Source organism: Telmatobacter sp. DSM 110680, assembly GCF_039994875.1.
Classification (GTDB): Bacteria; Acidobacteriota; Terriglobia; order Terriglobales; family Acidobacteriaceae; genus Telmatobacter.
Genome location: NZ_CP121196.1, coordinates 2,795,779 through 2,807,417 on the forward strand (window position 1 = coordinate 2,795,779; position 11,639 = coordinate 2,807,417).

9 protein-coding genes are annotated in these 11,639 nt (G+C 57.4%); 6 read left to right on the forward strand and 3 right to left on the reverse strand.

The annotated features are described in order from the left end of the window. Positions 1-9 precede the first annotated feature (9 nt). From rnc to P8935_RS11540, 5 genes are all read left to right on the forward strand, one after another. Positions 10-816, forward strand: a complete 807-nt coding sequence (gene rnc, locus P8935_RS11520) for a ribonuclease III (protein ID WP_348265145.1) — start codon at positions 10-12, stop codon at positions 814-816. Further along, on the forward strand, positions 813-1,598 hold the full coding sequence (gene lepB / locus P8935_RS11525) for a signal peptidase I (RefSeq protein WP_348265146.1): 786 nt from the start codon (positions 813-815) through the stop codon (positions 1,596-1,598). Before rnc ends, lepB (P8935_RS11525) begins: the two co-directional genes overlap by 4 nt. A 62-nt stretch (positions 1,599-1,660) precedes the next feature. Continuing rightward, a complete protein-coding gene (gene lepB, locus P8935_RS11530; protein WP_348265147.1) occupies positions 1,661-2,494 on the forward strand; it encodes a signal peptidase I in 834 nt (277 codons plus the stop codon). A 39-nt stretch (positions 2,495-2,533) separates the two neighbouring features. Then, positions 2,534-5,128 (forward strand): AsmA family protein, encoded by a 2,595-nt coding sequence (locus tag P8935_RS11535; protein ID WP_348265148.1) that lies wholly within the window; start codon positions 2,534-2,536, stop codon positions 5,126-5,128. A 26-nt stretch (positions 5,129-5,154) separates the two neighbouring features. After that, on the forward strand, positions 5,155-5,844 hold the full coding sequence (locus P8935_RS11540; protein ID WP_348265149.1) for an HAD family hydrolase: 690 nt from the start codon (positions 5,155-5,157) through the stop codon (positions 5,842-5,844). A gap of 2 nt (positions 5,845-5,846) precedes the next feature. Here P8935_RS11540 and P8935_RS11545 read toward each other — a convergent pair whose 3' ends face one another. Then, entirely contained in the window at positions 5,847-6,596 is a 750-nt protein-coding gene (locus P8935_RS11545; RefSeq protein WP_348265150.1) for a carbonic anhydrase family protein, read from the reverse strand. A 158-nt stretch (positions 6,597-6,754) separates the two neighbouring features. Further along, a complete protein-coding gene (gene metK, locus P8935_RS11550; RefSeq protein WP_348265151.1) occupies positions 6,755-7,924 on the reverse strand; it encodes a methionine adenosyltransferase in 1,170 nt (389 codons plus the stop codon). Between the two features lie 468 nt (positions 7,925-8,392). Here metK and P8935_RS11555 point away from each other — a divergent pair, with 468 nt between their 5' ends. Further along, complete coding sequence (locus P8935_RS11555) at positions 8,393-10,723, forward strand: VCBS repeat-containing protein (RefSeq protein WP_348265152.1); 2,331 nt, start codon at positions 8,393-8,395, stop codon at positions 10,721-10,723. A 202-nt stretch (positions 10,724-10,925) separates the two neighbouring features. Here P8935_RS11555 and P8935_RS11560 read toward each other — a convergent pair whose 3' ends face one another. Then, a complete protein-coding gene (locus tag P8935_RS11560; RefSeq protein ID WP_348265153.1) occupies positions 10,926-11,426 on the reverse strand; it encodes a helix-turn-helix domain-containing protein in 501 nt (166 codons plus the stop codon). Positions 11,427-11,639 lie beyond the last annotated feature (213 nt).

Below are 11,639 nucleotides of genomic sequence, written 5' to 3' on the forward strand. Positions count from 1 at the left end.
AGGAAGTAAGTGGAAGCAGTGATTACGGAACTGGAAGTTGCGCTCGGTCATGCTTTTGCAGACCCTGAGCTGCTGCTGTGCGCGCTGACGCATCGATCCCTTGCGAATCAGCAGATTCAGGAAAACGGCGCCGACGGAACCTTCACAGCGGCCGACAATGAACGCCTTGAGTTTCTAGGGGATGCGGTCCTTGGGCTGGTGATTGGTGAGGCGTTGTTTCTGGGCCATCCTGAATGGCATGAGGGCGAATTGACTCGGGTCCGCGCGCAACTGGTGAGCCGACAGCACATGGCCAAGGTCGCCTCTGCCGTCTCCCTGGGCGATCATCTTCGCCTGAGCCGAGGCGAAGACCGCAGTGGACTGCGCCGCAAGAGTACGGTGCTTTCAAACACGATGGAGGCCGTAATCGGCGCACTTTTTCTGGACGGTGGCCTCGAGCCGGTGAGGGAATTTGCGCGCCGCTATGTTACCGGCGAGACGGTAGAGTTACTGGCTGAGCAGTTGCGTTCCGGTGCGGCTCTGGGAAACTATAAGTCGGCACTGCAGGAGCGGTTGCAAGCTGAGCGCGCGGGATCTCCGGTTTACCGGGTCAAGAGCGAAAGCGGTCCCGATCATCGCAAGCGGTTTCTGGTTGAGGTTCGAATCAAGACATCAGAAGGTGAACCTGGTAAGGCTTTGGCACGCGGAACTGGTACGACCAAAAAGCACGCAGAGCAAGACGCGGCGCGGAGAGCATTGGCTCGACTTACCAAAACCAGGACGTCTGTGAACGGCCATACAGAAACTTTGTATGAGGAGGCAGAAGAGATCGAGTGAGTTCCCCCACTCAATTCGTTCAGGCTACTCCGCGCGCTTCGGCGCACAGATGGAATCACCTGCCCACGGTGCCCGAAGCGCTTGCGTCGCTTATGCGTACCGTGGTGGTGGCGCTGTTTCTGCTGACATTTGTCGTGCAGCCCTTCCTCATTCCATCCGAGAGCATGGAGCGCACGCTCTTAGTCGGCGATTTTCTCCTCGTGAACAAGCAGGTCTTTGCACCGAACAATAGTGTTACCGAACATCTGCTGCCCTATCGACAGGTCGAGCGCGGCGATATCGTGGTATTCCATCACCCACAGCCACATCCATACCTGGTCAAGCGGGTAATCGGAGTTCCAGGTGACCGCCTGCGCATCGAAAATGGGCGCGTGATGATCAATGACTCCCCTGCAAATGAACCCTATGCTGCGTTTGAGCCGGCTGCGCCGAGTCAGTTTCGCGATAACTTCCCGGCCCAGGTCTATACCGATCCTGATGTTGATCCGGAATGGTGGAGACAGATGCGGACGTTGACACATAATGGCGAACTTGTCGTACCGCCTAACGAATATTTTGTGCTCGGAGACAACCGGAATCACAGCTACGATTCGCGATCCTGGGGCTTTGTCCCTCGGGAAGCTATCATTGCGCGTCCTTTGGTTATCTACTTTTCTCTGCGCCGGCCATCGACCACGGATGTGCAACAGGCTGCGGATGATAGACTCGGACACGACAGGGAACTTTCGGCTCGGCTGGCGACATTTGCGCGATGGAAGCGCATTTTTCGTGTTGTCCACTAACGATTTGAGGTCCCACAGTTGAGCCGCCAGCCGTCCAGGCACACCAGGCACAGAGCGACAGGATGACCACGAAGAATACGCCGCCAGCCAAGACGCCGTCAGAAATCGAGTCCGCTCCCGAACAAAAAAACCATGAGGAGACACCCTTTGAGGCAGCAGCGAGCATTTGCTCGGTGCTGGTGGTGGGGCTGTTCATCCTTACATTCCTTGCGCAGAACTTCGTGATTCCCTCGGGGTCGATGGAGCAGACGCTGCTGGTTGGCGATCACTTGGTAGTGGACCGGGTTACGCTGGCTCCGCCGACAACGTGGATGCCGCTCGTACATTATCGCGAGCCGAATCACGGGGACATCGTCGTATTTATCAAGCCGGGGACCATCGATGCCGAAGGTAAGCCGACAATCCTGTTCCTGGTGAAGCGGCTTGTCGGTGTTCCGGGCGACCACATCCATCTCCACAACGGTATCGTCTACATCAATGGAGAGGAACAGGCACAGCCCCATGCCCAGCCCACGACTCCCGCAAACTACCAGCCATTTCTTGACGAGTTTCCTTCCATCGTGCCGGAGGGAAATGGCGATCCTAACAATGGCACACCCGATTCCTGGGCCAACGAATTCCCAAGTCATGTGGTGGAAGGCGACTTGGTCGTTCCGGCAGGAAAGTTCTTCATGATGGGTGACAATCGCCACGATAGTCTCGATTCGCGTTACTGGGGATTCGTTCCGCGCGAGAATATTATCGGCAGGCCTTTGTTTAACTACTGGTCGTTTGAAACCCCTGAGCACCAGTTCGATGAAACCGGAGTGGGCAATACCATTGCGTGGATGGGGCATGTAGCGCTCCACTTCTTCACCGACACGCGCTGGAAAAGGACGCTGCACCTTGTACGCTAGATACGGCATCCACCCTTCATCGAAGCGCAAACAACACTCATGACGGAAGAAGTGCAAGGCCGGAGCGAAAGACGATCGAGGCTATGGATCGCCGCGCTCGCATTGACGATCCTTGTTTCCATCATCGTGATTCCGCCACTGGTCAGCATCAATCGCTACAAAACGCGAATCACACGGGCGATGTCGAATTCGCTAGGTCGGCCGGTGCGTATGTCCGCCGTAGAATTACGCGTGCTGCCGCGGCCAGGGTTTGTCATCACCGACCTCACGGTGGAGGAGGATCCTTCCTACGGCGCCGAGCCAGTGCTGCATGCAACAACCGTCAAGGCGTCGATACGCCTCCTCTCGCTTTGGCGTGGTCGGCTTGAAATCAGCCGAATCAGTGTGGATGAGGCGAGCGTGAACCTGGTGCACACGTCCGCCGGACGGTGGAATATGGACACACTGTTTCGAACTGCGGCGCAGTCACAAACCGATGGATCGCATCAAGGGAGACCTGTTCCGCTTCCGTACCTTGAAGCGACCAATTCGCGCATCAATATCAAGCAGGGATTTGAGAAGCTGCCCTATTCGCTGGTGGGCGCCGACCTTTCGTTCTGGGAAGAAGACCCGGGGGACTGGCGCGTACGGATTAAGGGACAACCTGTGCGCACCGACGTGAGCCTTCAACAAGGCGACACGGGAATATTGCAATTGGAAGGGCGTATGCGGCGCGCGCCCGAACTTCGCATGATGCCGGTGCACGTTGAGTTGGAATGGCGCAATGCGCAGATGGGACAACTGAGCCGTTTGCTGATTGGATCGGATGCGGGATGGCGCGGAGATCTGACGGCAGAGATAAAACTGGATGGCATTCCTGATTCGGCGGACGTCACGACGCGCTTGAGGGCCACTGGTGTGCACCGCGAAGAATTTGCTCCGGCAGCGCCGATGGACTTCGATGCAAATTGCGGATTTGCGTATCACTACTCGGCGCGCACGATTGAGAAACTAGTATGCGATTCTCCCCTCGGCGATGGGCGAATGCGCCTGGAAGGCAATCTGCCGGCGGGTGGTCAGCCGAAATTGGCGCTTGAGTTGAGCAAGATTCCAGCACAGGCAATTCTGGATGCGCTGCGGACCGTGCGGCAAGAACTGGGGGCAGGCCTCGAAGCGGATGGAACCCTGAGCGGGAAACTTAATTATGATCCGACAGCGTCGGCACCCGCGGCGCCGATCAAGGCGATTTCACGCGGAAAGAAAGCGGCCGCCAGTAAACAGGTGGCACCGATCTTGCCTAATCCCCTGACCGGAAACATCACGCTGGACGCGCTGAAGCTAAGCGGCGGAAGTCTGACACAGCCGATTCAGATTGCGAAGGTAGTGTTTGAACCAGCAGCCGGAATAAATGGACAGAGTGATGCACTGGGCGGTACGGCGACCCTGCCTGCCGGAGCACCCACTCCGCTGGTGTTCGCGGTGCGATTGACGCTAAGTGGATACCAAGTGACGGCGCGGGGAGCCGGAGCACCGCTGCGGCTTAGCCAGCTTGCTCACGCAGCGGGTTTGAAAGAAGCCGGAGCGCTCGATGCGATTGCCGGCGATCCGGTTTTGTTGAACCTGGTGATCGAAGGACCGTGGCTTCCGGCTCAGGATATTTCTCTCGCACAAGACGCGGCACCGAATGTTCCTCCCGCTGGAGCAGACGGCGCCGCGACAACTGCCGTGGTTCAGACAATTCCGGATCGACTTACCGGCACGGTGAATCTGCGCAACGCGAACTGGAAGACCGACACACTGGCGACTGCGGTTGAAATCACACAGGCCACGCTGCACCTTGGGGGTGGAGCAGGTGTCTGGGATCCAGTGATGTTTGCTTATGGTACTCTGAAGGGTACGGCGCGGGTGGAATTCCCCCCGTGTAGCGCAACAGACTCTCTGTGCACGCCAACGGTGAATATTGACTTTGCCGATCTGGATGCTGCGGATTTGCAGAGCACTCTGCTGGGCGCAGAAAAGAAGGGTACGCTGCTTTCAACGGTGATTGCCCGACTGACGCCAACTTCGACTCACACTTGGCCGGCGTTCCAAGGAACAATCAAAGCGGATTCGTTGGTACTCGGGCAGGTGACGCTTCAGGATTTCAGGGCGGATGTGAAAGTCGCTTCGACTGGGGCGGAAATCACCAGTCTTGATGCAGGACTTCTGGGCGGAGTGATCCACCTGACCGGAAAGGTCGCTAACAGCGTCAAGCCTGCCTACTCACTCGAAGGAAATTTCGAGGGTATGAATGCGCCGGAATTTTGCGAACTGCTTGCACTGAAGTGCACCGGCACGAGCCTGGATGGTAAGGGCAGTGTGAATCTGGCCGGATATACCGGCAAGGAACTTTCAGACTCCGCCAAGGGAACCCTGCATTTCGACTGGAGGAGAGGAACGGTCAGCGGACAACCTGCCCAGGGCGTCCCGGCGACGCTGGCTCGGTTCGAGCAATTCAGCGGTGACGCGGAAATCGCGAACGGTGTTGCGACGCTGAATGAAAACTTCGTTCAACAGGGTTCGCACAAGGGCACAGTGAATGCCGCAGTCACCTTCGGCGAGCCACCAACAGTGGCATTTGTGCAAGCGAAGAATGCGAATTCCAAAAAGAAGTAGCCATACCGCCTCGGTACAATCGAAGAATGGCAAGGCATATCGCTGCTTCCCCGGTAGAGATTCGCTGCAAAGGTGTGCTGTTCGACATGGACGGCATTCTCATCTCTTCAATAGGTTCCGTGGAGCGGAGCTGGTCCAAGTGGGCCGAAATGCGCGGAGTCGATCCGGAATATGCGTGCAAAACAGCGCATGGTCGTCGCGCGATTGAAACGGCGGCTCTGCTGCGGCCTGATCTCGATAGCGAAGCCGAACTGAAGCTCATTGAAGACATCGAACTAGCCGACGGCGAGGGATTGGCCGTGCTTCCGGGCGTACTCACGATGCTGGAGGCCCTTCCTTCAAATCGCTGGACGGTGGTGACAAGCGCGACCGAAAGACTCGCGCGGATGCGCCTGTCGCAGGCCGGAATTCCGGTGCCCCCAGGGTTGATCACCGCGAACGATGTGACGCAGGGCAAGCCCGATCCTGCTCCATATTTAGCTGGCGCCGCTTTGCTGGGATTGCCGCCGGAGGAGTGCGTAGTGTTTGAAGACGCCGAATCCGGTACGCTGGCAGGTCGTGCTGCAGGATGCACGGTCATCGCAACCACGTTTTCGCACGAGGCGGAGTCGTTAAGCGCGGCGCATTATCTGATTGAGGATGTCACTGGCGTTCAAGTGCGGAAGCTGGATGGCGAGCAGGGAATCGTGCTGACGTTTACCCCGCTCGCGGAGTAGTGCTACTCGTTGGCCTCGATACGACGGCCATGCGGGTCTTGCAGTGGGCGCGAATTCAGGCGGAACAGAATTTCGAAGTAGCGCAGTTGGTCGAGACTCAGGGTTAGATCATTTTCAAAGACGAACCAACGCACTCCTTCCGTACATGGGGGAGTAGGAAGAGAACCCATGTACGTCCAATAACCGCGATCGGCGGGAAGAAAGCCGCCGGGGTTCACCATGTCTGCAACTTTTTCAGTTGCGCCGGCCTTCTTGGGAAGATGCGGCCACAACATCGCAAGCACAGCATTGGGATAGCCGCGATCCATTGCCATGCGCTCCTCAATGATGGCCATCTTGCCATCGGCGCTCTTGTGCAGCAATTCAACATTCATGTCGGCCAATTTGCCGTTTACCGCGGTTTCTCCGGGGTGATGAAACTCGAATTGCTGCAGGTCATAGCGGATTCCGCCGGCCATGATGTAACTGCCCGGCACCACGTGAACGACAATTGTGTTGCCGGTATTTTCAAGCGTGACAGCACCGGCGATGTAGTGAAATTCAATGGGCTGAAGACCTTTGTTGAGATGTGCGCCGCGAATATTGATGGGCGACTGTTCGTGACCTTTGGAGCAAGCCTCGTAAGCTGGATCGAGCCTCCCCCAGCCAAGCGGCCCGGTCTTTCCGAAGTAATCCCAATGCGCCCCGGATTGCGCGCCCGACACGGACGCAGTGAGTCCCAAAACCAGGGCAGCCAAAGCATAAAGGCGCATGTATTCTCCTTGATACCAAGACGTAAAACGCTACCGAAGGATTCTAAAGCACCGGGGATGGTGGGCGCCTGACGAGCGTCGAGTGCAAAATGCAAAGGCACGCGAAAAGGGACTCCGTGGCGGAGTCCCTTTTTGTATTGCTGCAGAATTAAGCCGCGCTACTTCGCATTGGCAGGAGCTGCTACGCCAGCCTGTTCTGCGAGAGCTGCGGCCTTGTCGGTCGCTTCCCATGTGAACTCAGGCTCGGTGCGGCCGAAGTGGCCGTATGCCGCAGTCTGCTTATAGATGGGGCGACGCAGGTTGAGGCTCTCGATGATGCCCTTGGGCGTGAGTGAGAAGTTCTTGCGAACCAGTTCGGTCAGCTTGGCTTCCCCGACTTTGCCGGTGCCGAAGGTGTCGATGCGCACGCTGACGGGCTCGGCAATACCGATGGCGTAGGCGAGCTGCACTTCTGCCTTGTCGGCGAGACTTGCGGCCACGATGTTCTTGGCGATGTAGCGCGCGACGTACGCGGCAGACCGGTCCACCTTTGTCGGGTCCTTGCCCGAGAAGGCGCCACCGCCGTGACGGCCCGCGCCGCCGTAGGTGTCGACGATGATCTTGCGGCCGGTGAGGCCAGTGTCGCCCATCGGTCCGCCGATTACAAACCGACCAGTGGGATTGATGTGGTATTTCGTGTGCTCGTCGAGCCACTTGGCGGGAAGAACGGCCTGGATTACGTGCTTGAGGACGTCGGCGTGGAGCTCGTCATTTCCCACGTTCTCGGCATGCTGGCTGGAAATGACGACGGCGTCGATGCGAGATGGCTTGCCGTTCTCGTCGTACTCCACCGTGACCTGGCTCTTGCCGTCGGGGCGGAGGTAGGGCAGTTTGCCGTTCTTACGAACCTTGCTGAGCTGGTGGGTCAGCTTGTGGGCCAGCGAGATTGCCGCCGGCATCAGCTCGGGGGTCTCGTTGACAGCATAGCCAAACATCATGCCCTGGTCGCCGGCCCCGCCAGTGTCAACGCCCTGTGCGATGTCGCCCGACTGCTTGTTGATGGACGAGATGACGGCGCAGGTGTTGGAGTCAAATCCGTAAAGGGCGTTGTCGTATCCGATAGAGGCGACGACGCCGCGAACGAGGCTCTGGAAGTCGACGTAGGCCTTAGTAGTGATCTCACCGGCAATGACGACGAGGCCCGTGGCTGTTAGCGTTTCCGCTGCAACACGGCTGTAGGGATCCTGTTCGAGACAGGCATCCAGGATGGCATCGGAGACCTGGTCGGCAATTTTGTCGGGATGACCTTCCGTGACCGATTCAGAGGTAAACAAAAAACGATCGCTCAACTTCGCATTCCTCCCCATTGAAGGGATTCAAGATGATTGCCTGCCGCACATGGCTAAGAAGCTCAATCGGGAGCCTGGGCGGTTGCGATTTTTGCAACGGCAGCGGAGACAACGCGCTTGGGCAGACCAAGGCCATACCTGCGCATCTTTCTATGGTAATTGGAGAAAGCCATCATGGGCAAAGCGGTCAGCGAATGGGGACCAGGGGGCGGTCAGCGGAGGATTGTGAGGGGTCAATGGGCAGGGCGAAAAAGGGGTTACGGAGTTCTGCGCTTAAGCGGACTTACCGGGCCTGCCAACAAGGCATTTGTACTCAATCCTAAAGCAAGGTGGCGTTCAATTGATTCTCTCGAAAGATTGGACATCTCACCCCAGCCTGCTCGCATCTCCATCCACATCTACTTGCGGGTACCCACCTCTCACAATCGCTCATGGGCCCTGCCAGAATTCGAATTTCGCGGCGGTTCTATGCTCAATCGATCCACTGCCTGCCTGCTGTTGCCTCGCGTAAGACAGATCTTCATTCTCGCCTCTCTCACACCTGCGTTTGCCATGCCTTTGGCGCTCGCGCAGGGCAATCCTGTCAAATTTGTCGCCGCACCAACCGTGGCACGAGGCGGCCCCGGAAGCGGTGCCTACAAAGCATTCGCGGGTCGCTTCAGCCGTAACGGGCCTCTGGACGTGGTTTTCTCGGGCGTGACCGATAATTCGCCAAATTCGGTCAACTTCTCTGAGACAGCGATCAACCAGGGCAATGGCGTTTTTACGACGGTCGACAATCACGGGGGACGAGCCAATGACGGCCTGACCGGGCCGGATTTCGGCGCTGATCTGAATGGCGATGGAATTACCGATGCTGTCACAAGCGTTTATAACCAAATTCAAATCCAGCTCGGGTCTGTAGACGGCACATTCGGCGATGCGAGTTTCATCACGCTTGACGGAGGTGCTAGTCCGAACTCGTATGCGGTGGGGGATTTCGACGGAAACGGCACCATGGACATGGTGGTTCTGACTTCGAATGACACCATGGTGATTTTGTTTAACGATGGAGCAGCGAACTTCCATCCTGCCTTTACTTACCAATTGCCCGCCGGCGCTGGCGAGGGCGGAGTTCTCGTCGGTGACTTCAACGGCGACAAACTGGCTGATGTTGCATTGATCGGAAACGGAACGGTGACGCTTTATCTGGCGACCCATGGGGGTGCATTGACCCGCGGCACGACATACACAATTGGGGGATCGCCGGTAGCTGTCGTCGACGTGAATCACGATGCCTTTGCGGACCTCGCTCTTCTCACGCCAACCGGCGTGCAGTACATGCTTGGCAGCGCAAGTGGTCAACTGACGGCGGGCAAGAAAATCACGGTCCCCGGCCTGACCGGCGAACTCGTATTTGCCGACTTCAATAACGACGGCCTACTCGATCTGGCTATAGCGGGCACGTCGCCGGGACCTTCGAGCCCCAGTTTCGTGAGTGTCTACCTGGGCACCAGTACCGGCTCCTTTGGATCGCCCACCGTTTATGGCATAGGAAACTCTCCGGTCACGTTGATGGCGGGCGATTTCTACGGCTCGGGGAAGATCGATTTGATGACATTCGATTCGGGAGATGCGGGACTGTCGCTCTTGCAAAACATTGGAGGAGGTCACTTCAAGGGTGCCCCAGTGACGCATTCGATCAATGCAACGGGCATTGTTGCCGGAGATTTCAATCGCGATGGCAAGCAGGACGTTGCCGTGGTCAACACGCCGAACTGCAAGGCTCCATGCAAAGGGACGGTCACGGTGTTTCCGGGCACAAACTCGAATTACTTCAGCCCTGGAACGACCTATGCGATAGGCATGCACGGGGTAGCGATTGCAGCGGGGGACCTGAATCACGATGGCTATCTCGATCTCGTGGTAGTCAATTCCTTCCCGGGTGATGCGGCTGATACAAGCGTGCTGTTGGGAAAAGCGGACGGAACATTCCAAGCGGCGCGCAACTACAATCTCGGCTCTCTCAGCAACGACGCTGTGCTCATCGACATAAACAAAGACGGGAAACTGGATCTGGTGACGGCAGGCGGTGTTGCATTGGGCAAGGGAGATGGCACGTTTGCGGCGCGAAAGCCGTTCCCCGGATTTGGCTTTGACGGAACTCTGCATTTTGCGGTCGCAGATGTGAATGGTGATGGCAAGCTCGATGTAGTGCTGGTCGATTCCGGCAATTTCGGCGGTTGCGGCAGCGAGTTTCAGGTGCTGCTGGGCGACGGCAAGGGCGGCTTCACGACTGGACAGAATATCTCCAACGAATTCGGCCAGCCCGTGACCTCAATGACACTGGCTCGTTTGCGCGCAGGCGGAGCGTACGACATCGTTTACTCGTATGTCGGCGGCTGCAATGCTCAGGTCGGGGGTGAAACTTTTTCAGGAGTGGCTGGCTACATTGGCGACGGGCATGGCACTGGCACGTTCACCAACGAATTCTCAGCATTGAGCGGAGAGGAGTTCAGCGATGTGATTCTGAATGGGCCAGTCGTCGTTGCGGATTTCAACGGCGACGGGAAGGTCGACATAGGCACGGGCACGATTGGACACTTTGCGGTCGCGCTTGGAAATGGGGATGAAACCTTCCAGCCACAGCAACTGTTCACGGCAGATATCGCTAATCAGGTCTACACCGTCCCGACCGGACAAATTTCGAGAGTTGTGCCTGGTGGCATCGTGGTTGCGGATTTCCTGAAGGATGGCAAGCCGGATGTGGTGTTGACGTCGGGATTGGGGGTTGCGCGCCTCTATAACGCCACGCCGTAGCCGATCTTTCTCGCGAATGAGCGATCTCGAGTGCAGGCCGATCGGGAGAGATAAGCCCCCTTCAACGGGGGTTTGTCTTTTGCATCAGTTTCGTCTCATCTCACTGGATTCGATCCGCCATCGCGTCACGAAAACGCGCGTTCAGAAAGGCGCGGCGTGTTGAGCTGCGGGGACGGAATGAGTTGATTAGGAGAAGGAGGACCTAAAAGTGTCGCATCCAGGAGGCTACGTGTGAGACAACCGCGTTGGCCTTCTGCGGGACGGGGATGATCGAAGTCCACCAGCCCGCACGTTCGCCAAAATAGCGGACGGTGATAAAGCCGAGCACCGTGACCAAAGCCACCAGGGCGGCTGCGCCAAGCCAGCGCAAACGCTGCTCCATGGATTCGCGGCGCTCCATGCGCTCCTTGCCGACATTAGAGGCGAAAGTCGCCCACCCATCCGCGGCAGGCTCAACAGGAGTGCCTTTTTCGCAGGTAGCTTTAAGGAAGCGGTCCGTCCAGTCGTGCGGGTCAAGCCCGATCGCCCCGACATAACCTCGGACGATGCCTTTACTGAGGATGCCGCCGGGCAGTTGCTGGAAGCGATCCTGTTCCAGCGCTACCAGGTGGCGCTGGCTGATCTTGGTCACGGCAGTGATCTGCTCCAACGCGATACCGCGTGAAATCCGCTGCGTCCGAAGCTCTTCCCCAAAAGTACTCATTTGGTAACCAGTTTCGACATCATAGCCCTGTGCCATATCACAGGCAAGTTACTTATGGCATTGCACGTTTGGAATAACTGTATCACCCTTTCTTATCACCGAGCTAGAGGGCTATAAAGTGTTTTCCGTCACCGGTTGTTGTGCAAAATGCTGCAAAAGCTTCACATGTTCGCGGAGGGGATATTTCTATGGGTGGAGTCCAGATGAGCACCA

Coding starts and splice junctions, on each gene's coding strand:
- P8935_RS11545 (WP_348265150.1), bottom strand. CDS start 6,596: ATGCGCCTTTATGCTTTGGCTGCCCTGGTTTTGGGACTCACTGCGTCC.
- P8935_RS11540 (WP_348265149.1), top strand. CDS start 5,155: ATGGCAAGGCATATCGCTGCTTCCCCGGTAGAGATTCGCTGCAAAGGT.
- lepB (WP_348265147.1), top strand. CDS start 1,661: ATGACCACGAAGAATACGCCGCCAGCCAAGACGCCGTCAGAAATCGAG.
- P8935_RS11555 (WP_348265152.1), top strand. CDS start 8,393: ATGCTCAATCGATCCACTGCCTGCCTGCTGTTGCCTCGCGTAAGACAG.
- P8935_RS11535 (WP_348265148.1), top strand. CDS start 2,534: ATGACGGAAGAAGTGCAAGGCCGGAGCGAAAGACGATCGAGGCTATGG.
- P8935_RS11560 (WP_348265153.1), bottom strand. CDS start 11,426: ATGAGTACTTTTGGGGAAGAGCTTCGGACGCAGCGGATTTCACGCGGT.